16 protein-coding genes are annotated in these 22,864 nt (G+C 63.6%); 10 read left to right on the top strand and 6 right to left on the bottom strand.

Annotated features, from left to right (window positions below; translation table 11 throughout):
• Position 1: 1 nt before the first annotated feature.
• The 10 genes from ABIS05_RS02625 to ABIS05_RS02670 all read left to right on the top strand — a co-directional run bounded on the left by ABIS05_RS02625 (position 2) and on the right by ABIS05_RS02670 (position 15,581).
• Positions 2-688, top strand: coding sequence for a type 4a pilus biogenesis protein PilO (locus ABIS05_RS02625; RefSeq protein ID WP_348014008.1), 687 nt, complete (start codon positions 2-4; stop codon positions 686-688).
• A complete protein-coding gene (locus tag ABIS05_RS02630) occupies positions 685-1,209 on the top strand; it encodes a pilus assembly protein PilP (protein ID WP_348014009.1) in 525 nt (174 codons plus the stop codon). The genes ABIS05_RS02625 and ABIS05_RS02630 overlap by 4 nt, the downstream gene beginning before the upstream one ends.
• Entirely contained in the window at positions 1,206-3,389 is a 2,184-nt protein-coding gene (gene pilQ, locus ABIS05_RS02635; RefSeq protein WP_348014010.1) for a type IV pilus secretin PilQ, read from the top strand. The genes ABIS05_RS02630 and pilQ overlap by 4 nt, the downstream gene beginning before the upstream one ends.
• A 66-nt stretch (positions 3,390-3,455) precedes the next feature.
• Positions 3,456-5,579, top strand: a complete 2,124-nt coding sequence (locus tag ABIS05_RS02640) for a hypothetical protein (RefSeq protein WP_348014011.1) — start codon at positions 3,456-3,458, stop codon at positions 5,577-5,579.
• Complete coding sequence (locus ABIS05_RS02645) at positions 5,545-6,141, top strand: shikimate kinase (protein ID WP_348063209.1); 597 nt, start codon at positions 5,545-5,547, stop codon at positions 6,139-6,141. Before ABIS05_RS02640 ends, ABIS05_RS02645 begins: the two co-directional genes overlap by 35 nt.
• A 47-nt stretch (positions 6,142-6,188) precedes the next feature.
• Positions 6,189-7,283: a 3-dehydroquinate synthase gene (aroB, locus tag ABIS05_RS02650; protein WP_348014013.1), complete on the top strand. Its 1,095-nt coding sequence runs from the start codon at positions 6,189-6,191 to the stop codon at positions 7,281-7,283.
• Positions 7,283-8,419 carry a deoxyguanosinetriphosphate triphosphohydrolase gene (locus ABIS05_RS02655; protein ID WP_348014014.1) on the top strand — a complete coding sequence of 379 codons (1,137 nt, stop codon included), beginning with the start codon at positions 7,283-7,285 and terminating at the stop codon, positions 8,417-8,419. Before aroB ends, ABIS05_RS02655 begins: the two co-directional genes overlap by 1 nt.
• A 59-nt stretch (positions 8,420-8,478) precedes the next feature.
• Positions 8,479-9,201: an REP-associated tyrosine transposase gene (locus tag ABIS05_RS02660; RefSeq protein ID WP_348014015.1), complete on the top strand. Its 723-nt coding sequence runs from the start codon at positions 8,479-8,481 to the stop codon at positions 9,199-9,201.
• Between the two features lie 129 nt (positions 9,202-9,330).
• Positions 9,331-14,094: a glutamate synthase-related protein gene (locus ABIS05_RS02665; RefSeq protein WP_348014016.1), complete on the top strand. Its 4,764-nt coding sequence runs from the start codon at positions 9,331-9,333 to the stop codon at positions 14,092-14,094.
• Between the two features lie 11 nt (positions 14,095-14,105).
• The gene (locus ABIS05_RS02670; RefSeq protein WP_348014017.1) at positions 14,106-15,581 is read left to right on the top strand and encodes a glutamate synthase subunit beta; all 1,476 of its coding nucleotides are present in this window, start codon (positions 14,106-14,108) and stop codon (positions 15,579-15,581) included.
• 153 nt (positions 15,582-15,734) lie between these two features.
• Here ABIS05_RS02670 and ABIS05_RS02675 read toward each other — a convergent pair whose 3' ends face one another.
• From ABIS05_RS02675 to ABIS05_RS02700, 6 genes are read right to left on the bottom strand one after another with little or no spacing between them, the layout of a single operon-like run.
• Entirely contained in the window at positions 15,735-19,580 is a 3,846-nt protein-coding gene (locus ABIS05_RS02675; RefSeq protein ID WP_348014018.1) for a PilC/PilY family type IV pilus protein, read from the bottom strand.
• Positions 19,581-19,610: 30 nt separating this feature from the next.
• Positions 19,611-20,219, bottom strand: coding sequence for a hypothetical protein (locus tag ABIS05_RS02680; protein ID WP_348014019.1), 609 nt, complete (start codon positions 20,217-20,219; stop codon positions 19,611-19,613).
• Positions 20,220-20,224: 5 nt separating this feature from the next.
• On the bottom strand, positions 20,225-21,364 hold the full coding sequence (locus tag ABIS05_RS02685; RefSeq protein ID WP_348014020.1) for a PilW family protein: 1,140 nt from the start codon (positions 21,362-21,364) through the stop codon (positions 20,225-20,227).
• Positions 21,361-21,762 carry a prepilin-type N-terminal cleavage/methylation domain-containing protein gene (locus tag ABIS05_RS02690; RefSeq protein WP_348014021.1) on the bottom strand — a complete coding sequence of 134 codons (402 nt, stop codon included), beginning with the start codon at positions 21,760-21,762 and terminating at the stop codon, positions 21,361-21,363. The genes ABIS05_RS02685 and ABIS05_RS02690 overlap by 4 nt, the downstream gene beginning before the upstream one ends.
• Entirely contained in the window at positions 21,759-22,406 is a 648-nt protein-coding gene (locus ABIS05_RS02695) for a GspH/FimT family pseudopilin (RefSeq protein WP_348063210.1), read from the bottom strand. Before ABIS05_RS02695 ends, ABIS05_RS02690 begins: the two co-directional genes overlap by 4 nt.
• Entirely contained in the window at positions 22,376-22,849 is a 474-nt protein-coding gene (locus ABIS05_RS02700) for a type IV pilin protein (RefSeq protein WP_348014023.1), read from the bottom strand. Before ABIS05_RS02700 ends, ABIS05_RS02695 begins: the two co-directional genes overlap by 31 nt.
• Positions 22,850-22,864 lie beyond the last annotated feature (15 nt).

A 22,864-nucleotide genomic window follows, 5' to 3' on the forward strand; every position in this document is an offset into this window, starting at 1 on the left:
CATGGCCACTTCCAAGTCCATTCCCAAGTTCGATGTGAACGCCTGGTTTGCAGACTTCGCAAGCCAGTTCAAGGATCTGAATTTCAAGGAGCCCGGGCAATGGCCCTGGGCGCCCAAGCTCGCCAGCGCGCTCGTCGTGATGCTGGTCGTCGTTGGCGCCGGCTATGTCGTCCTGCTACAGGACGAACAGGACCGCCTGGAAGCCGAGCACAACCGCGAGCCGCAGCTGCGCGAGGACTTCCGCAACAAGCTCGGTCAGGCCGTCAACCTGCCAGAGCTGCGCAAGCAGAAGAGCCAGGTCGAGGAGTACGTGACCCAGCTCGAAAAGCAGTTGCCCGGCAAGGCGGAGATCGACTCCCTGCTGTCCGACATCAGCAGCGCCGGCGTCGGCCGCGGCCTGCAGTTCGAGCTGTTCCGGCCGGGGCAGATCCTCGTCAAGGATTACTACGCCGAGCTGCCGATCGCGCTGCGCGTGTCGGGTCGCTATCACGACATCGGCGCCTTCGCGGCCGACGTGTCCAACCTGTCACGCATCGTCACGCTGCACAACCTCGTCGTCGTCGCACCGGCGGCTCCGAACAGCCCGCTCAGCATGGAAGCGACCGCGCGCACCTACCGCTACCTGGACCCGACGGAAGTGGCTGAACAGCGCAAGGCTGCGGCCAAGGCCGCAGGGGGCAAGAAATGAGGCGCCAGCTGATTTGCGTGGCCGCGCTAGCGGCCCTGGCCGGCTGCGGCGGCGACATGGACGAACTGCGCCAGTGGATGGATCAGCAGCGCAAGGAGGCCAAGCCTTCGGTCACGCCGCTGCTGCCGCCCAAGAAGTTCCTGCCGCAGCCCTATGAATCGAGCGCCGGTGTCGAGCCCTTCAGCACGCAGAAGCTCAGCGTCGCCATCAAGCAGGAAGCTGCCCAGCCCAATTCGCTGCTGACCGCCGAGATCAATCGGCGCAAGGAGCCGCTGGAAGCCTACCCGCTGGACAGCATGGCGATGGTGGGCAGCCTGACGCGTGACAACCGGCGCTACGCGCTGCTGCACGTCGACAACCTGCTTTACCAAGTCAAGTCCGGGGATTACCTCGGTCAGAACTTCGGTCGCGTTACCAAGATTAGCGAGACCGAAATCACGTTGCGAGAAGTCGTCCAGGACGCTGCGGGCGAGTGGATTGAACGCACCAGTACCCTCCAGCTACAGGAGAAGGGACGATGAAGACATTGCAGGAGAAAAAGGCTATGGGCCGTAGCTGGATGCTGGGGGTTGCCGTCGCGCTGTTGAGCGCCCCCGCCGCGTGGGCACAGACGCAGATCCGTGCCATCAACACCAGCCAGCAGGCCGGTGTTGATGTCGTGCGCATTGAACTGAGCGAACCGCTGTCGGCCGTGCCGACCGGATTCACGGTGCAGACGCCGCCACGCATTGCGATCGACTTGCCCGGCGTTGTCAACGCCATCGGCCGTAACGTCGTCGACATCAACCAGGGCAATCTGCGCTCGGCCAACGTGGCCCAGGCGGGGGACCGCTCGCGCGTCGTGCTGAACCTGCGTCAGGCGTCGACCTACAGTGCCAAGCTGGAGGGCAGCGCCCTCGTGCTGGTGCTGAATGCCACGGCGTCCGCAGCGCAGGCGCCCGGCGAGCCGGTGCACTTTGCGCAGAGCTTGAACAACGCGCCCCAGCCCTTGCACGACATCGACTTCCGTCGCGGCGCCGATGGTGCTGGCCGCGTCGTCGTCAACCTGCCGAGCAATCAGGTGGGTGTCGACATCCAGCAGCAGGGCCAGGGCCTCGTCGTCGAGTTCCTACGCTCCAGCCTGCCGGAAAACCTGCGCCGCAAGATCGATGTGACCGACTTCGGCACGCCGGTGCAGACGATCACGACGACGCAGTCGGGTGACCGCGTGCGCATGATCGTCGAGCCCAAGGGCAACTGGGAGCACAGCGCCTACCAGAGCGACAACCAGTTCGTGCTCGAAGTCAGGCAACAGAAGATCGACCCCAACAAGCTGACGCAGGGGCCAGGCTTCGCGGGTGACAAGTTGTCGCTGAACTTCCAGAACATCGAAGTTCGGGCGCTGTTGCAAGTCATTGCGGACTTCACCAACTTCAACGTCGTCACCAGCGACACCGTCACCGGCAACGTCACGCTGCGGCTGAAGGACGTGCCCTGGGACCAGGCGCTGGACATCATCATGCAGGCGAAGGGCCTGGGCCTGAGGAAGTCGGGCAACGTGCTGTGGATTGCGCCCAAGGACGAACTGGCCGCGAAGGAAAAGCTCGACCTCGAATCCAAGGCCGCGATCGCCCAGCTTGAGCCGGTTCGCACCCAGTCGTTCCAGCTCAACTACGTGAAGGCCGAAGAGATCGCCAAGGGGCTGACCGGGCAGAGCATCGGCTCCAATTCCGGTGGCGGCAGCGGCGGTGGTAGCGGTGGTTCGGGTTCCGGCACGAAGATCCTGTCGCCGCGCGGCAGCGTCATCTCCGAGTCGCGGACCAACCAGCTCTTTGTGTCGGACATCCCGAGCAAGCTCGAAGAAATCCAGGCCATGATCGCCAAGATCGACATCCCGGTGCGCCAGGTGCTGATCGAGGCGCGCATCGTCGAAGCCAACGATCGCTTCGGCCGGTCGCTGGGCGTCAAACTCGGTGGCAGCGACCTGCGCGGTCAGCAGGGCGGTATTCCAGGCTACAACGTGGGCGGCAGCAACTACGTCACTGTCGGCGGCAACTACAACGCGGTCGGTTCGCAGACCAACCAGGGCGCAGCGGCCAGCTACAACAACACCAACTTCGTCAACCTGCCGGCGAACACGTCGTCGGACAGCTTTGCCGGCGCGGTGGCACAGACGGTCGCCGTGTCCCTGTTCAGCGCCACAGCCAACCGCTTCCTGAACCTGGAGCTGTCGGCCCTGGAGTCGGACGGCAAGGGCAAGGTCGTGTCCAGCCCGCGCATCATCACGGCCGATCAGGTCAAGGCCATCATCGAGCAGGGTGAAGAGCTGCCCTACCAGGTGGCCACGGCCAGTGGTGCCACGTCCATCGCCTTCCGCAAGGCCAACCTCAAGCTCGAGGTCACACCGCAGATCACGCCCGAAGGCAGCGTCATCTTGAACGTGGACGTCAACAAGGACAGCCGCGGCACGCTGACGCCCCAGGGCTATGCCATCAACACCAAGCACGCGCAAACGCAGGTGCTGGTGGAGAACGGCGGCACGGTCGTCATCGGTGGCATCTATACGCAGGACGAAGGCGAGACCATCAACAAGGTGCCTTTCCTGGGCGACGTGCCCTTCCTGGGCAACCTGTTCAAGAACAAGACGCGCACGACCTCCAAGACCGAGCTCTTGATCTTCCTGACGCCCAAGGTCGTCAGTGAGCGGGCCGCGGTGCGTTAACGAAACCCCTGAATGAACTGACGATGTGCGCGCCGCACTTTTGGCAGCGCACGGGAGCGAGCAAAGATGATTAAGCTTGATGTCTGGAGCCGAGGCTCGAAGCGTGCACTGTTAGGCGCACTGTTGGTGGTCGCCTTGGCAGCATGTGGTGGTGGTGGCGGCAGTGCGGGGGAACCGGTCATCGGCCCTGGCAGCGGAGCATCCGGCCCTTCGGGCGCAGCCTCTGCGGTGGCGGCGGACTTGGTGGTCGTGTTGAGCAAGACCACGATGACGAATTCCGGCGCCGATTCGGTGACTGCCACGGTCACCTCAATCGACGCCAATCGGGTTGTAGTCGGCAGCGTTCCGGTCAGTTTCACAGTTGATGCGAAAGCGGTGGTGACGCCCGCTGGCACGGCTACTGATGCCAAGACTGGCGTGCTTTCTGCCACCATCACGCAAGGGGACGATTCAACGGTGCGGCCGGTTACGGTCACCGTCACTTCAGGCGCGATCTCTCGTACCGTGTCTTTCAGTGTCGTGCAGAGTTCGTCGACAACAAACCCGCAGGCTAATGATCTGACGTTGAGCCTGAGTGCAACCAATATTGACAATTCGGGCAGCAAGACGGTCATTGCAACGGCGACCGCAGTGGACGCCAATCGGAATGCCTTGGCAGGCATCCCTGTGCAATTGTCTGTATTGGATGCGAGTGCATTCCTTGCGCCGGCGCCTTCGAATCAGACGAATGCCAACGGCCAAGTGACCGGCACGGTCAACATCGGTGCGGACCGCTCCAACAGGCCGGTCACAGTGGTTGCCACCAGCGGAACATTGACCCGCACCGTTGCCTTTCAGGTCACCGGCGCCCAATTCTCTCAAGCAAGCCCGGTGCCGGCAGTGGTGGCAGCGGGTGCAGCTGGCACTGTGCAATACACGCTGACGGATGTGAACAGTATTGCGATGGCTGGCGTGCCCATTAGCGTTTCCGGTAGCGGCGTCGTCAGCGCGACTGCCAAGACTAATCTGAATGGTTCCTACACGTTCCCCTACACGGCACCGAATGCGCCGGGAACCAACCTGACGATCACCGCATTGGCGGGCGGCGTCGAGTCCATCGTGGTGGTGGCAATCCCTGGCGGCGGGAGCACGACGGTGCCCGTTGCGGCGGTGCCCGTCGCAAAGACGCTCAACCTGTCGGCAGACGTCGTGGCGGTCAACACCGGCACCACTGGCAATCAGGTGACAGTCAACGCCTTCTTCAGGGACGCTAACAATGTTCCCGTTCCCAATGTTCGCGTGTTGTTTGGAGTGACTGGTGACAACCAGACCGGCACGATCGGTTCAGGGCGGAACACGGTGTTGTCAGATGCGTCGGGCACCGCCTCCACCACCTATTCTCCTGGCGCCGTCAGCAGTCCCACGAACGGCGTCACTGTGCAGGCATGCTGGAAGAGGACCGACTTCGCGCCGACCGATACCCCGGCCAATTGCACCGCCGCAGGTGGTGAACTGTTGACCACGACGCTGACAATCGTCTCAAACCCGGTATCGATCTCGATTGGTACGGACAACACGTTAACGGACGGTGCTTCAGGGCTGACTTACGTTAAGAAATACGTCATTCTGGTGGTCGACTCCGCTGGCAACCCCAAGTCCGACGTGCAGATCACGCCTTCGCTGGACCTCGGCGGTTATGGCAAAGGCTATTGGGTCTACAACACCGTCTCGAAGAAGTGGGAACGAAAGTCAGACTTCGGCACCGTCGGATTGCTGGCCGCGACCTGCCCCAACGAGGACTTGAACCGCAACGGGGTTATTGACACGGGCGAAGACATCAACGGCAACAAGCAACTGGACTCGCGCAAGTCTGACGTTGCTATCACCTTGCTCGGCGCGACAAAGACTGATGCCAACGGTATCGCTGTGCTGCAGGTGGAATACCCGAAAAGTCTGGCCAGTTGGGTGAGCTACAAAATCACCGTGACTGCCGCTGGAGTGCTCAGCCCGCCTGCTTACTACCCGCTGGGGGTCCCGGTGTCTTTGCCTTCGAAGTCAGCGAACGAGCTGGGTAGCGCGACGGCTGTGACTGACTATCTTTACACCTACGTGTGGCTCCCCGTGGCGGCGGACGCCATCGCAGCGGAAGGAGATCCGTCATTCAAGATCAGTCCTTATGGCATCTCGGACAAGTGCACAGAGGCGAAATGATCTGCTGATCACGCTCGTCGGCATGCCCGGCGGTGGCAAATCCACCGTCGGTAAACAACTGGCACGCCAAATCGGCGTGCCTTTTGTCGATTCGGATCATGAAATCGAGTTGCGTATCGGCGGCAGCATCAAGCAGTTTTTCGAGCGTCACGGCGAGGATGCTTTTCGGGACCTTGAGACGGAAGCGATCGCCGACTTGGTCGCCCGGCCCGGCGACTTCGTGCTGGCCACGGGCGGCGGTGCGGTGCTGCGTGAGCGCAACAGAGAGCTGCTGCACGATGGCTCGACGGTGCTCTATCTGCGCTCGACGCCCGAGGACCTGTTTCGACGCCTTCGCCATGACACGATCCGGCCGCTGCTGCAGGTGAAGGACCCGTTAGCCAAGCTCCGCGAACTGCACCATCAGCGTGACCCGCTCTATCACCGCTGCGCGCACTACGTGCTCGAGAGCGCGCGGCCATCGGTGCACGCCCTCGTCAACATGGCATTGATGCAACTGGAGTTGGCTGGGTTGCTCGACCCGACTCGCGTGGCCGCCACCGTCGGCGCCGAGCCCCAGTAGCGCCCTGCTAGTGAAGGCAAGGGGAAGGCGGCTCTTACACTGGGCCGATGCCTGCTCCCGATACCGTCCACATCCAACTCCCCGGCGACCGCAACTACGAGATTCGCATCGGCACCGGCCTGCTGAACGAGGCTGCCAGCTGGCAGGGCTTGCCCAAGGCGGCTGTCGCCGTCATCGTCAGCAACGAGACCGTGGCACCCCTGTATGCCGATCGCCTGCGTGACCGCCTGCTGGGTGTCTATGCCCGCGTCGACGTCGTCGTGCTCCCCGACGGCGAGCAGCACAAGAACTGGGACAGCCTCAACCGCATCTGCGACCACCTGCTGAGCCAGGCGCTGGACCGCAAGACCGTGCTGTTCGCGCTCGGCGGCGGCGTCATCGGCGACATGACCGGCTTTGCGGCCGCCATCTACATGCGTGGCGTGCCCTTCGTGCAGGTGCCCACCACGCTGCTGGCCCAGGTCGATTCTTCGGTGGGCGGCAAGACGGCCATCAACCATCCGCTCGGCAAGAACATGTTGGGCGCCTTCTATCAACCCGAGCGCGTCATCGCGGACCTCGACACGCTGGACACCCTGCCCGACCGCGAATTGCGTGCCGGCTTGGCCGAGGTCATCAAGTACGGCCCGATCGCCGACGCCAGTTTCCTATGCTGGATCGAGGACAACCTCGATGCGCTGCTGGCGCGCGACAAGGCCGTGCTCGGTTACGCGGTGCGACGCAGTTGCGCGATCAAGGCGGATGTCGTGGGGCAGGACGAGAAGGAGCAGGGCCTGCGTGCCATCCTGAACTTCGGCCACACCATCGGCCATGCGATCGAGTCGGGTCTAGGCTATGGCGCCTGGTTGCATGGCGAGGCCGTCGCCTGCGGCATGGTGCTGGCAGCTGACCTGTCGCAGCGCATGGGGTTGGTCCCCCGCGCGTTCGTCGATCGGCTGCGAACGCTGATCGAGCGCGCCGGCCTGCCGGTGCAGCCGCCCAAGTTGGGCGCCGAGCGCTACCTACAGCTGATGCGCGTCGACAAGAAGGCGGAGGCCGGGGCGATCCGCTTCGTGCTCATCGAGTCGCTGGGCCGGGCCGGCCTGCACGGCGTGCCTGACGCGCTCATTGCTGAAACGCTGGTGGCGCACGGAGCGGCCTGATGGGTCAGTCTCTGCGGGCCTATGCCGCCGACCCGGCGCGCAGCCGTGGCCGCCGCCGCGATGAGCCGGCCGCGCCGACGCGCAGCGAGTTCCAGCGCGACCGCGACCGCATCATCCACAGCACGGCCTTCCGCCGCCTCGTCTACAAGACCCAGGTCTTTCTGAACCACGAGGGTGACCTGTTCCGCACGCGGCTGACGCATTCTCTTGAAGTGGCCCAGCTCGGCCGCTCCATTGCGCGCAGCCTGGGTCTGGACGAAGACCTGGTCGAAGCAGTGGCGCTGGCTCACGACCTGGGCCACACGCCCTTCGGTCACGCCGGGCAGGACGTGCTCGACGAGTGCATGCGCCAGCACGGTGGCTTCGAGCACAACCTGCAGTCCCTGCGCGTTGTCGACACGCTGGAGCAGCGCTACCCGGATTTCGACGGCCTCAACCTCTGCTTCGAGACCCGCGAGGGCATCCTCAAGCATTGCTCGCACCGCAACGCTGAAGCCATCGAGGCGGCGGAGCCGGGGGGCATCGCAACGCGCTTCCTCAACGGCGGCCAGCCGAGCCTGGAGGCGCAACTCTGCAATGTCGCCGACGAGGTGGCCTACAACGCGCACGACGTCGACGATGGCGTGCGCTCGGGCCTCATCGAGCTGGAGCAGTTGCTGGAGGTGGCGTTGGTGCGCGAGCACTGGCGCGCGGCGTTGGAGGCGCACCCGCATCTGACCGGCAAACGCCTGCTGTTCGAAACCATCCGCCGCATGCTGTCGGCCCAGGTGTACGACATCATCGACGCGACCCGTGCGGCCCTGGCCGAGGCCGCGCCCGCCGATGCTGATGCCGTGCGCCGCGGCGACAAGCCGCTGCTGCGCTTCAGCCCCGACATGCGCGCCAAAAGCACGGCACTGAAGCGCTTTTTGTTTACCAACCTGTACCGCCACCCCCAGGTCCAGTCCACACGGGCGCGAGCCGAAGAGGTCCTGCGCGATCTGTTTGCCCTTTACGCGGGCGACGCGACCCAGATGCCTCCGGACTTTGCCGAACGCTCCGACCGCGAGCGCGCCTGCGCCGACTACATCGCCGGCATGACCGACCGCTTTGCCATCCGTGAGCACCAAAGGATGACCGGCAAGAGCCTCTTCTAAAATGGGGTCGGAGTCCTTTATGCTGGCGACTGCTCCAGCTTGAGGCAACAAGGACATGCATGGCTCGTCTTCCCCGACTCATCCTGCCGGATCAGCCGCACCACGTCATCCTGCGCGGCAATAACCGCCAGGCGATCTTCTTCAGTGACCCGGACCGAGAGCACCTGCTCAGCACGCTAGCGGAGGCTTCAGCCCAATACGGCGTGGCCATCCATGCCTATGTGCTGATGGACAACCACCTGCATCTGCTGCTGAGTCCGCCGACGGCGGACGCGCTCAGCCGCATGATGCAGTCCCTCGGCCGCCGCTACGTGGGCTGGTTCAACGCCCGGCATCAGCGCAGCGGCACGCTGTGGGAAGGGCGATTTCGGGCCGGGCTGATCCAGGGTGAGCGGCATCTGCTGGCATGCATGCGCTACATCGAGCTCAATCCCGTGCGTGCGCGGCTGTGCGCGGAGGCGGCGCAATGGCCTTGGTCCAGTGCGGCTCACCACCTGGGCCTGGTACGCAACGTGCTCATCACGGAGCACGAGATGTACTGGCTGCTGGGAAACACGCCCTTCGAGCGCGAGCACGCGTATCGGGAGTTCTTGGAGCAGGGCGTCGCTGCATCAGAACAAGCGCAATTCACCGAGGCGGTGCTGCGCGGTCGCCCGGTCGGCAGCGAAGCCTTTTTGCGGCCGCTGGCTGTGGATCACGCGGCAGTTGTCACGCGACGCCCACGGGGCAGGCCGCCGAAAGCTCAATCAGCGGCACAGAACAGCGCGAAAAGCGATGTCTAACTATGGCCCCATTTATTGTTCGCATATCCTTAAGCGTGAATTTAATTGACTCTGACCCCATTTTAATCGGGTTGCCGCATTTGCTGCACTGCATTAAGCTTCCGCCCTGTTGTGTTCCAGGAGGGCAGCATGAGCTACGCCGCGCAGATTCAGTCCGAAATCCAAGACCTTGCCGAACACGGGCTCTACCGGCCGGGCAATGAGAAAGATGCTTGCGGCCTGGGCTTCGTGGCCCACATCAAGGGACAGAAGGCGCACAACATCGTCCAGCAGGGTCTGAAGATCCTCGAAAACCTCGACCACCGCGGTGCGGTCGGTGCGGACAAGCTCATGGGCGATGGCGCCGGCATCCTGATCCAGGTTCCGCACGAGTTCTACCGCGAGGAGATGGCCAAGCAGGGCATCAACCTGCCGCCTCCGGGTGAGTACGGCGTCGGCATGATCTTCCTGCCCAAGGAAGCCGCATCGCGCCTGGCCTGCGAACAGGAACTCGCCCGTGCCATCAAGGCCGAGGGCCAGGTGTTGATCGGCTGGCGCGACGTGCCGGTGGACCGCGACATGCCGATGTCGCCCACCGTGCGCGAGAAGGAGCCGGTGATCCGCCAGATCTTCATCGGCCGTGGCCAGGACATCATCGTGCCCGATGCGCTGGAGCGAAAGCTCTACGTCATCCGCAAGACCGCCTCCAGCGCCATCCAGGCCTTGAAGCTCACGCACAGCCGTGAGTACTACGTGCCCAGCATGAGCTGCCGCACCATCATCTACAAGGGCCTACTGCTGGCAGACCAGGTCGGCAAGTACTACAAGGACCTGGCCGACCCGCGCGTCGTCTCGGCCATTGCCCTGGTCCACCAGCGCTTCTCCACCAACACCTTCCCCGAGTGGCCGCTGGCCCACCCCTACCGCATGGTCTGCCACAACGGCGAGATCAACACGGTCAAGGGCAACTTCAACTGGATGCGCGCCCGCGAAGGCGTCATGAAGTCCCCCGTGCTGGGCGACGACCTGAAGAAGCTCTACCCCATCAGCTTCGAGCACCAGTCCGACACGGCCACCTTCGACAACGCGCTTGAGCTGTTGACGATGGCCGGCTACCCGCTCGCCCACGCGGCCATGATGATGATCCCGGAAGCCTGGGAGCAGCACGAAGGCATGGACGAGCGCCGCCGCGCCTTCTACGAGTACCACGCCGCCATGATGGAGCCGTGGGACGGCCCGGCCGCCATGGCCTTCACCGACGGCCGCCAGGTCTGCGCTGCACTCGACCGCAACGGTCTGCGCCCGGCCCGCTACTGCATCACCGATGACGACCTGGTCGTCATGGCCTCCGAATCCGGCGTGCTGCCCATCCCCGAGAGCAAGATCGTCAGGAAGTGGCGCCTGCAGCCGGGCAAGATGTTCCTGATCGACCTGGAGCAGGGCCGCATCGTCGATGACGAGGAACTGAAGAACCAGTACGCCAACGCGCGCCCCTATCGCCAGTGGATCGAGAACGTCCGCGTCAAGCTGGACGACATCGCCGTGCCCGAGGCCGCTCGCCCCGGCTTCGCCACCTCGTTGCTGAACCGCCAGCAAGCCTTCGGCACGACGCAGGAGGACATCAAGTTCCTGCTCGCCCCGATGGCCGCCAACGGCGAAGAGGGCATCGGCTCCATGGGCAACGACTCGCCGCTCGCGGTGCTGTCGGGCAAGAACAAGCCGCTCTACAACTACTTCAAGCAGCTCTTCGCCCAGGTCACGAACCCGCCGATCGACCCGATCCGCGAAAACATCGTGATGTCGCTGAACAGCTTCATCGGCCCCAAGCCGAACCTGCTGGACATCAACGCCATCAACCCGCCGATGCGCCTTGAAGTCAGCCAGCCCATCCTGGACTTCGATGACATGGCGCGTCTGCGCGGCATCGAGGCGCCCACCAACGGCAAGTTCAAGTCCAGCGAACTCGACATCACCTACCCGCGCGAGTGGGGCCGTGCCGGCGTCGAGGCGCAACTCGCTTCGCTTTGTGCCTCGGCCGTGGACGCGATCAAGTCCGGCCACAACATCCTCATCATCACGGACCGCCACCTCAGCGCCGACCGCATCGCCACGCCGGCGCTGCTGGCTCTGTCGGCCGTGCACCACCACCTGGTGCGTGAAGGCCTGCGCACGACGGCCGGCCTGGTCGTCGAGACCGGCACCGCACGCGAGGTTCACCACTTCGCCGTGTTGGCGGGTTATGGCGCCGAAGCCGTGCATCCCTACCTCGCCCTCGAATCGCTCGAGGCGATGAAGGACGAGCTGCCCGCCAAGCTGACCGCCGAGCAGGCACGCTACAACTACATCAAGGCGGTGGGCAAGGGTCTGTCCAAGATCATGTCCAAGATGGGCATCTCGACCTACATGTCCTACTGCGGCGCGCAGATCTTCGAGGCCATCGGCCTGAAGGCGGACTTCGTCGAGAAGTACTTCCGTGGCACGCCCACGCAGGTCGGCGGCATCGGCGTCTTCGAGGTCGCTGAAGAAGCCATCCGCATGCACGACGGCGCCTTCGGCGACGACCCGTTGCTGCAGAGCATGCTGGATGCCGGCGGCGAGTACGCCTGGCGCACCCGCGGCGAAGAGCACATGTGGACACCGGACGCCATCGCCAAGCTGCAGCACAGCGCGCGCAGCGGCAAGTTCGAGACCTACAAGGAATACGCCCAGCTCATCAACGACCAGAGCAAGCGCCACATGACGCTGCGCGGCCTGTTCGAGTTCAAGTTCGACCCCGCCAAGGCCGTGCCGCTGGAAGAGGTCGAGTCGGCCGCCGAGATCGTCAAGCGCTTCGCCACCGGCGCCATGTCGCTGGGCTCCATCTCCACCGAAGCGCACGCCACGCTGGCTGTCGCGATGAACCGCATCGGCGGCAAGAGCAACACGGGCGAGGGCGGTGAAGACCCGGCTCGCTACCGCAATGAGCTCAAGGGCATCAAGATCACCGATGGCACCAAGATCAGCGATGTGATCGACGGCAAGGTCATCGCCGTCGACTACGAGCTGAAGGAAAACGACAGCCTGCGCTCCAAGATCAAGCAGGTGGCCTCGGGCCGTTTCGGCGTGACGACCGAGTATCTGGTCAGCGCCGACCAGATCCAGATCAAGATGGCCCAGGGCGCCAAGCCTGGCGAGGGCGGCCAACTGCCTGGCGGCAAGGTGTCCGAGTACATCGGCATGCTGCGCCACTCGGTGCCCGGCGTCGGCCTCATCAGCCCACCGCCCCACCACGACATCTATTCCATCGAGGACCTGGCCCAGCTCATCCACGACCTGAAGAACGTCAACCCCAAAGCTGACATCTCGGTGAAGCTGGTCTCCGAGGTCGGCGTGGGCACGATCGCGACCGGCGTGGCCAAGTGCAAGGCCGACCACATCGTCATCGCCGGCCATGACGGCGGCACGGGCGCCTCGCCCTGGTCGTCCATCAAACACTGTGGCACGCCGTGGGAACTGGGCCTGGCCGAAACGCAGCAGACGCTGGTCGTCAACCGCTTGCGCGGCCGCGTGCGCGTGCAGGCCGACGGCCAGATGAAGACCGGCCGCGATGTCGTCATCGGCGCGCTATTGGGCGCCGACGAGTTCGGCTTCGCCACCGCGCCGCTGGTGGCCGAAGGCTGCATCATGATGCGCAAGTGCCACCTGAACACCTGCCCGGTGGGCGTGGCCACGCAGGACCCGGTGCTGCGCAAGAAGTTCACCGGCCGCCCCGAGCACGTCGTCAACTTCTTCTTCTTCGTTGCCGAGGAAGCGCGCCAGATCATGGCCCAGCTGGGCGTGCGCAAGTTCGACGAACTGATCGGTCGCTCTGACTGGCTGGACACCAAGAAGGCCATCTCGCACTGGAAGGCCAAGGGCCTGGAGTTCGGCCGCATCTTCCATCGCCCGGTCGTGCCGGCCGACGTGGCCCGCATCCACAACGATGTGCAGGACCATGGCCTGGAGCGTGCGCTGGACGTCAAGCTCATCGAGAAGTGCCTGCCCGCCTTCGAGAAGGGCGAGAAGGTGCAGTTTATGCAGGAGGTCAGCAATGTGCGCCGCTCGGTGGGTGCCCGGTTGTCTGGCGAACTGATCCGCCGCAAGCCCGAGGGCCTGCCCGACCACACCATCTTCATCCAGATGGAAGGCACGGGCGGCCAGAGCTTCGGCGCCTTCCTGGCCCATGGCATCACCTTCTACCTGATCGGTGACGCCAACGACTACACCGGCAAGGGCATGTCGGGCGGCCGCATCGTCGTGCGCCCCAGCATCGATTTCCGCGGCGATGCGACGAAGAACATCATTGTCGGCAACACCGCGCTCTACGGCGCGACGCGCGGCGAGGCCTTCTTCCGCGGCGTGGCGGGCGAGCGCTTCGCGGTGCGCCTGTCGGGCGCCACGGCGGTCGTCGAAGGCACGGGCGACCACGGTTGCGAGTACATGACCGGCGGCACCGTCGCTGTGCTCGGAAAGACCGGCCGCAACTTCGCGGCCGGCATGAGCGGTGGCATCGCCTACGTCTACGACGAGGATGGCCACTTCGCCAAGCGCTGCAACACCAGCATGGTTTCGCTGGAGAAGCTGGCGACCGCGCAGGAGCAGGAAGCCGGTGTCGACAAAGCCATCTGGCACCGTACCAAGGGTGTCGACGGCGTGGACCGCGAGGCCCAGACGGACGAAGTCATCCTGCGCAAGCTGCTGGAGGACCACCACCGCTGGACCGGCAGCCAGCGTGCGCGCGACATCCTCGACCACTGGGCCGAGGCGCGCACCAAGTTCATCAAGGTGTTCCCGAACGAATACCGCCGTGCGCTCGGTGAGATCAACGCTGCCAAGCAAGCCGCACAAACCATCGCTCAGGCCAAGTCGCCTGAAGTCGTCACCGCCAAGGTCTGAGGAGAAGAAGCATGGGCAAGGTCACCGGCTTCATGGAGTACGAGCGTCTGGAAGAGGGCTATGCGCCCGCGCCCGCTCGCGTCAAGAACTACAAGGAATTCGTCATCGGCCTGAACGTCGATCAGGCCAAGCAACAGGGCGCCCGCTGCATGGACTGCGGCACGCCGTTCTGCAACAGCGGCTGCCCGGTCAACAACGTCATCCCCGACTTCAACGACCTGGTCTACAAGGGCCGCCCCGAGGACTGGAAGAACGCGATCGTGGTGCTGCACAGCACCAACAACTTCCCCGAGTTCACCGGCCGCATCTGCCCTGCGCCCTGCGAGGCGGCCTGCACGCTGAACGTCAACGACGACGCGGTGGGCATCAAGTCCATCGAACACGCCATCATCGACCGCGCCTGGGCTGAGGGCTGGGTCACCGCCCAGCCGGCCAAGGTCAGGACCGGCAAGAAGGTCGCCGTCGTCGGCGCCGGCCCCGCAGGGTTGGCTGCCGCCCAGCAGCTCACCCGCGTCGGTCACAGCGTCACTGTGTTCGAGAAGAACGACCGTGTCGGCGGCCTGCTGCGCTACGGCATCCCGGACTTCAAGATGGAGAAGTCCCACATCGATCGCCGCGTCGAGCAGATGAAGGCCGAGGGCGTCGAGTTCCGCACCGGCGTGCTGATCGGCGCGCTGCCCAAGGACAGCAAGGTCACCAACTGGGCGACCGAGACGATCAGCGCCGACGACTTGAAGGCGCAGTTCGATGCCGTCGTGCTGACCGGCGGCGCCGAGCAATCGCGCGACCTGCCCGTGCCCGGCCGCGATCTGGCCGGCGTGCACTTCGCGATGGAGTTCCTGCCGCAGCAGAACAAGGTCAACGCCGGTGACAAGCTGAAGAATCAGCTGCGCGCCGACGGCAAGCACGTCATCGTCATCGGCGGCGGCGACACCGGCAGCGACTGCGTGGGCACCAGCAACCGCCACGGCGCCAAGAGCGTCACCCAGTTCGAGCTGCTGCCCCAGCCGCCCGAAGTGGAAGACCGCCCGATGACCTGGCCTTCCTGGCCGATCAAGCTGCGCACCTCGTCCAGCCACGAAGAGGGCTGCGAGCGCGAGTTCGCCATCGCCACCAAGGAGTTTCTGGGCGAGAAGGGCAAGCTCACTGGCGTCAAGACCGTGCGCCTGCAATGGCAGGGCGGCAAGATGGTCGAGGTTGAAGGCAGCGAGCAGATCCTCAAGGCCGACATGGCCCTGCTGGCCATGGGCTTCGTGTCACCGGTGGCCACCGTGCTGGAAGCCTTCGGCGTCGACAAGGACGCACGCGGCAACGGCAAGGCATCGACCGAAGGCTTGAACGCCTACAAGACCAGTGTCGACAAGGTCTTCGCCGCCGGCGACATCCGCCGCGGCCAGAGCCTGGTCGTCTGGGCCATCCGCGAAGGCCGCCAGGCCGCCAAGGCAATAGACGAGTACCTGATGGGCGTGAGCAGCCTGCCGCGCTGAGATGGGCAGATTGCCGTTCCCTGGCGGCCTGCGCTGAGGTGAGAAAACCGCCCGAAGGGCGAAATGCCAGTCAGTTCATCCTGACTGGCATTTTTCGTTGGCGCTTGGACGCCCGCTCCGGCCTCTTGGGCCTTGAAGCGGGCATGCGGTGCATCAGTTGTTGATGAGAATCTCTCGCCAGTTCAGGCGTTGCAGACCCAGATTCGGCGGGCGGCGCAGTTCATTTGCTCCCACTCTGCCTTTGTCGTCGCCGAACACGACCCGGGTCTTTTGGGGGTCGCCGCTGGGCGGATCGGCAATGATCTGCACGTCGACGATGACGCCGTCGGGTGGGCTGGCATAGCAAGACGATCCGCCGCCGTTCAGCGCGCAATATCCCGAGCCCAGGTCCAAAGCGTACACGCGGCTGTTGCCATTGGGAGAACAGGCATCTCCGGAACTTGGGGCAGTCGCGGCAAAGGCGACGATGCCGTAGTACGAGCTCGGATCGGACAACACCCGCCAGCCCGGCCCGCCGGCCGACACGCCGAGGTCGAGATACCAGCCCACCTCAGTCCGAAGGTCGATCGTGATCTTCGTGCTCAGGTCGGTGAGCTGCCGCATCTTCGCGACGGTCAATGGAAAGGTCACGCCCACTGGAAGATCCGATGGCTTGCCGCCCACGGTGCCATCGTTGCTGAACGCGGCATTCGTGCCATCGAGAATGGCGAAGAAGCGCTGCGCCTGACTGCTGTTGAGATCGCTCGAGTCCAGCAGACGTCCGGTGCCGACGGTGACATAGCGCCGATTGGTGCCGGGTTGCACGACGGGCAATGGCTTGCTGGTGATGGGCAGAACGTTGTTGTCCGAGCCCGTCAGAGTCGCGAACTTCACCGGTTCCGGATAGGCATCTGTGCCGGAAACATCCAGGCGCCACAGGTTGCCCATCAGGTCGCCGCCATAGATGGCGTCGGCGGTGCCATCACTCGCGTCCAGGATGAAGGCATTCACATGCGCCAAACCGGCTTGATTGGTGGCCGAACAGGCGCCGCATGGTGCTGCAACTTTTTCGAGCAACGCGCCGTTGCGAGGGTTGATGAAGAAGAAGTAGCCCTTGCCGTCGCGATTGTTGTATCCGGAGCCCGCGACGATCACCCAACCGTACTTGCGAGTTTTGACCACGACGGGTTGTCCGAACGTGTAGCCCAGGTCGCCATCGCCATCGGTGAACTCCCACATGACCTTGGTGGCGGCTTCGGTTTCCCGCGCGACGCCTTCGGCCTTATCCGTGATGCTCGAAGGCTTGGTGATGTCGAGTGCGTAGATGGCCTTGCCGCCCTTGCCGAGACCACCCAGCAGCAAGGTGCGCCAATCAGTACCGGTGCCGCCCGATGTGTGCCCGAGGTCGACGTCGACCGATAAGGGCGTGGCGTCGACCAGGAAATGGTGCGTGAAGTCTGGATTGCCGACGTAGGCCAACCCGTTGGTGCTGGGGGTCGACGTCGGGCCATTGAAGGAGGCGCTGGGGATGTAGGCGAAGACTTCCTTGCCCGCATCTGTGCCGGTCAGGCTTCCATTGATCGCATGCACGATGCCAGCGTTGGTGCCGGCGTAGACCATCGGTGTGCGACTGGCGTAGTCGGATTTGAACTTGTCGTAGCCCGGATTCGTCCCGCCGGAATAAGGCGCTGCGGGCGCGCCTACCGGGCGGGCTTTGGCATTCACGACGTCACCGACCAAACCTGCCCGGTCTCGATAGGCTCGCGTCGAGCCACTTGCCGTAGACGAACGCTCATGGGTGCGGTCGCCGCGCAAGTAGTTGAGATAGTTGAGCGAGTCGTCGCCTGCAACATAGGAGGTGTTCAAGTTGCTCAATTGCGCAGCCGAGATTTTGTCGCTTCGAAGCGGTACGCCGACCTTGGTGCTGGTGTTGTAGGTGACGACATTGCGCCGACCGTCCCAGCCAGTGCCTGCAGCCTGTGTGGCCAGCACCTCTGAAAAGTTCCAGCGCCCTTGCAAGATGGGTTTTCCGGTCTCCACATCGACCGTTGCCAAACTGGCTACGACGTCGCCGGTCCAAGTCTTGGCATCGAACTTGGTGGCGTAAGTCGCAGTGCCCAGTGAGGAAATCTGCGGTACTGAAGTGACGAAGGATGTCGAATAGGCGCTGAGTTGGGACGAGATGCTTGAAAAGGCGGCGGTGAGCCCCTGCACCATCTGGTCGGGTCGGGCGGCGGTGTAGTAGTTGTCCGGGCGTGGTTGTGTGATGCGGGCGACGCTATCGGTCAAGGTGTCCGTCGTCGTCGCCCACCAGGACTTTGTCGCGGCGGTCTCTGTGAACTGCGCTGCTGTCGCGCTGTCAACACTGAAGCTGTCGGGCGGGTTGAACCCACCGTATTTGGCGGCAAGATAGAACTGCCGATCAGCCTTATAGCCACCTTCGAGGACGTCGAGCCAGTAGGTCTTGATGGTTTGTTTGCCGGACAGGTCATCCCGGATGTCGGTAGTGTTGGCGTAGTAAGCGAGACCTGCCATCAGATAGCCGGCATCATTGCTTGTAATCAGCGAAGTGCCCAGATTGCCTTTACCCTGCAGTGCGCCGACCTTGTTGGTCCACTCCACTGAGTTGACGGTATCGCTAAAGACCGATGCAGGCATTGCAGGTTCTTTGCTACCCGTTGTAGCGCCAGGCAGGTTGCGATCCGCATGGGTGTTGACGTCGCCAATTCCCAGGATGAAATTTCGTTGGCACGAGTACTGGATTGGATCCGCCCAATTGGTAATGATCGGAAATCCGTCCAGCATGGTCTTGCGGTTGGCATCGTTCACGCCGACGAGAGATGACCACTCCGGCACATTGCCGAGATTGCGAAAATAGCGCAAGGCCGCGTAATAGAGTTCGCTCACGTTGTCATACCGCTTATAGACCGTGCGGTTAATCTCGCCGAACTTGTTGAGATAGTTCATCACGCCGCTGTCCAGAATTGGCACGGTGGTCGTGCTGCTGGCTGTGGCGTCGGTGCCGCTGGGATTTCTGGTCATTTGCCCGGTCTGTGAGTCCCATTCCGGTGCAAGCGAATTGGTAATGTCAGGGCTGCCGGGCACGGGCTGCGTGGGGCCGATGAATCGCTGCGAAGCCCGCAACACGGCACCGTCTCGTTTCAGGTTTACATCGCCCGAATCGTCGCTTGCGAGATATCCAAAAGCGCTATAGCGGATCTTGTTGGCGTACTGCTGCATCAGGCCTTCAGGCTTGTAATTTCCGCCTGGGTAAGCGACGCAGTTTGATTCCCGGCCGACGCTGTTGTCGCATACCTTGACGCGGATGAAAACCTCATATTGTGTGGCGAGGTTGGCGGTTCCACTGAAATGCGTTGGCGTGCCGGTATAGCTGGGCGAGCCTTTCGCCACTGCCATGAAGCGCATCCTGTTGCCGTAACTCCAGATCGCTGTGCCGAGCGTTGCCGCGCCAGTGAAGGGTGTTGCCCCTGCAATCACCGCGCTGTTGGTGGTGCTGCTGTTGGCAAAGTTGTTTGCAGCGGAACCCTGGTTACTGCTCCAGGCTTTCTCGAGGACTGTCAATGCAGGGGTGTCGATCCAACGATACCCGCCTGTCAACGCCCAGCGAAATGGATCGATGGTTTGCATCGATGCCCAGTTGAGGAAGTTGCCGCTCCATTCGCCAGAGCAGACCCGGTCAGCGGCTGCGCGAGTGGGATAGAAATAGTTGTTGTCGCTGGCTGGCGTAACGCTGTCGACAAATTGGTACTGGTAACACTTGTTGGGGTCGAAGTAGCCGAGATAGTTGTTGGTTGACGCATAGGTGCGCGTCGGATGCGCAACGCTGATGGCGGTCGGGAATTCAACGGACAGCGCCAGCGCCATATTCCCTGGCACGCTGACCGAAGAAAACACCGGTTGATCGGCGAGCGGCACCTGCGCCGTGGTCGTTGCGGCAATGGCGAGGAGGCTGGCGGTCAGGGCCAGGCCGCGCGCGTTGACAAAGCGGACTGCATTCATGGAAACCTCGTTACGCCGGAGCCGGCGGATTCAATCTGCGGTGAACGTGGACTGGAAGAACGACAGCGTCTTGCGGGGGCCACTCACGCGTAGCGTGATGCGAAAGATCGGCTGCTCAGGTGGTGCAGCCTTGACCAGCTCGCTCGATGCGGTGCCGAAGACTTTCTGCGCAGCCATGGTGCAGGTGCTCGAGCTGCAGGCACCATCCGTCGTTGCCAAGCGGTCGATCACATAGCGGATCGTGACGCCCATGTCGTCGACCTTGATGTCTTTGCCGGTGGTGCCGATGGTCTCGAACTCGGTATCCGACAGCAGGACCGTCGGTATCCCCTGCGGATTGGTAGGCAGCAACGAGGCGCTGTAATTGGCCGACTTGAGGTTGCTGTTGCGCGCCGTTGCACTGGCCAGGGCGCCGGTGTTGCGAACCACGTCCAAGGCAATCTGCAATGCGCGCTCGCCCTGGTTGGTCAGGTCTCGCTTGAAGCCGATATTGCCGAGGGTGAGCTGGCTGGACGTGATCGAGCGGGAGATCGCGACGGCACCGATCAGCAGGATGACCAGGGTGATCAGCGCAAAGATCAACACCATGCCGCGTTGCGGCAGGCGGCGGTGCGCAAGAAGAGCAGGATGGCGATTCATCGCGTTCAGCGGGCGTACCGCACATTGCGCAGGGGCACCGTGAATTCCACAGTCCGGTAGCGCTGGGTCTTTGTGCTGGTTGGCACGGTGTAGGTCTGCTGAAGCGCTGCAGGCAGCGTGCTGAACAGCGTCAGGGTCGGTGGTGTGACGTCGGCCTTGTCCACCAAGTCGCTGCGCAGGACCAGGGCGATGCGGATCGACAGGATCGACTGCAGGTTGCTTTGCGCGGCGGCCGATCCATCGCGCAGGGCGGCGGCGGTGAAGCCTGCACTGGTTGGCGCAACCCAGTTGTCCACCGTCCCGTCCCTGGGCGCACTGTCGATGCCGTAGCGCACGCGCATGTCCACGATGCCTTCAGCGAGCGCTTGGGCGTCTGCGGTCAGTTGCAGCAGGTCATACGAGAAGAGAGTGTTGTTGGCGCCGATGCCCAGCAACTGCATGCGCGGCTGGTTGCCGGTGGCGTTGCCCAGCACCGATACGTTGGTATTGCCGATGGCGAAATCGGCCAGGGCCAGGCCGGCAATGACGTCGGCCGCCATGGAGCCGCCGAAGGTCAGGATCTCTGCGCTGCCGCCTACGAAGCCGGTGCTGACCTGCTGCAGCATGCAGCGTGGGAGGGCGTCCTGTGACACCAACACCAGGTCGCCGCCGCGCATGCCGAGCGTGTTGCTCAGCTTCACCTGCCCGGCTGCCGCCGTGCCTGGCGACACCGGCAATGCCGTCTCGCTGAGCCCGGAATGGCCGGCTGCGATGGCAATCACATCTGAACCGCCCGCGCCGGCGCCGGCGAACACCATCACGGGTGCAAGCCTGTAGTCGCGAGGAATCGAAGCGAAGGGCGCGGGAAATGCGGCGGTTGCCGGCAGCAGTTGGGTCGCGTTCCGGGATGCGTGCAGGGTGCAGCCGTAGTTGCTCGCCACCGCTTGGCTGAAGCCCGCGCCTGCGCTGCGCAGTTCGCGGTCCAGCAGATAGGACACATAGGCCGTGTTGCTCGTGAGGTCGTTGCCTGAGGTCACACCGCGCCGTACCGATTCCTGGCGCGCCACCATCGTTGAGATGGTGAGTGTCAGCACAAGGCCGATCACCATGGCCACCATCAGCTCTGGCAGCGAGAACCCATGGTGGAGGCGAACGCGGCGGCTCATTGGGGAATCACCACATCGGTTGAATAGCGATTCGTGTCATTGGCTGCCCCGGTCGATTGAACCGGCCTCCAACTGACCGTGATGCGCGCGGTATTGCCACTCGCCGTGACAGTGCCGACGCCGTTCGGCATGCCACCGCTCGCGGGGTCGGCTGCCCGAGCTGCCCAGGTCGCCAGGGTTGCGGCATCAACATTGACGCTGTTCTGGTTCAAGATCGTTGCGGCCATCTCAGAAGCGAGCAGCGTCGCGCGCTGCGAATCCTCGGTCCCCACGCTCGCCTGCAACGCACGGCCCTGCAGCGTGATCAGGCCGAGCAGCCCGAATGTGATGATCAAAAGGCCAACAAGCATCTCGATCATCGAGAACCCGCGTGCCGTGTGATGAAGTCGGCGCATCATCGGCACCCATCCGGAGCCGTGCTGGCCTTGTCTGGGTCGCACAGCCGGATCGCGCCGGAAAGGCTGACATCCACACGCAGGCGCCGGTTCTCTGCGTGGGTCGTGTCGGGCGCGACCAAATAGCGCGCCGCACCCGCCGTGCAATTCGCGCCGATGCCGGTGGGGTCGGCCATGGAGGACTGCCTTCCATCGCCACCAAAGCACAGAGCTGCCAAAGATACTGGAGCCGATGTGCCTACCGTGACCTGCGAAGTCAGGCTGACGCCTGCGGAGACGTCCGTCAACACGCCGCATTGGACCGCTTCAGCTACATCATTGGTCATCAAAGGGTTGGGGACCGACCGAATCTGCCAGTACGGGCCGTCTGCATTGGCAGTCGAAGTGATATCGCAGTCCTTGCTGTCGGTGCGGAAAAAGACGACCGTCTGCGTGCGCCGCTGTGCCTCGGCCTGGGCAAGGCGAGCACCTGCCTGCAACGCCTCTGCCACCGTGCGCACACGCGAATTGCGGATCCAGGTGGTGAAGTTGGGCAGCGCCATGGCCGTCAGGATGGCCAGCACGCTGACGGCCACCATCAGCTCCACCAGGCTGAAGCCGCGCGCCGAACCGCTGCTCAACATGAATCCCCCTTCTTCATGATCCATTTGCTGGCACAGGTGCTGCCCCAGCCGGACGGTAGAGCAGTCGTGGCGCGCACGTCTTGCTGGTTGACCGTGTAGGTGAATCCGCTCGAAGTCCCGCCGCCTAGCGCCTGCAGCCGAAATTCGGTGGCGCTGAGAGTGCCCGTGCAACTGATGACGAAGTTGCCAAAGGTGCGTGCCGAGACGACGCTGTTATTGCAAGGCGAGACAAAGGTGCCGCTGTCCGCATAGGTGCGGTTGTCCTGGTAGTACCGCTCCATCTGCGCGCGCATCGTGGCCAGCCCTGTGCTTGCATCAGCGAGGCGGCTGCGGGAGATGTAGTCGCGGTACTGCGGAATGGCCACTGCCGCCAGGATGGCGATGATGGCCACGGTGATCATGACTTCGATCAACGTGAAGCCACGGGCGTTGGCGGGGGAGCTACTGGACATGGCGGCGGGGTTCATGGCGGTTGCAGCTAT

It is taken from the genome of Roseateles sp. (genome assembly GCF_039929605.1).
Lineage (GTDB): Bacteria > Pseudomonadota > Gammaproteobacteria > Burkholderiales > Burkholderiaceae_C > Pelomonas.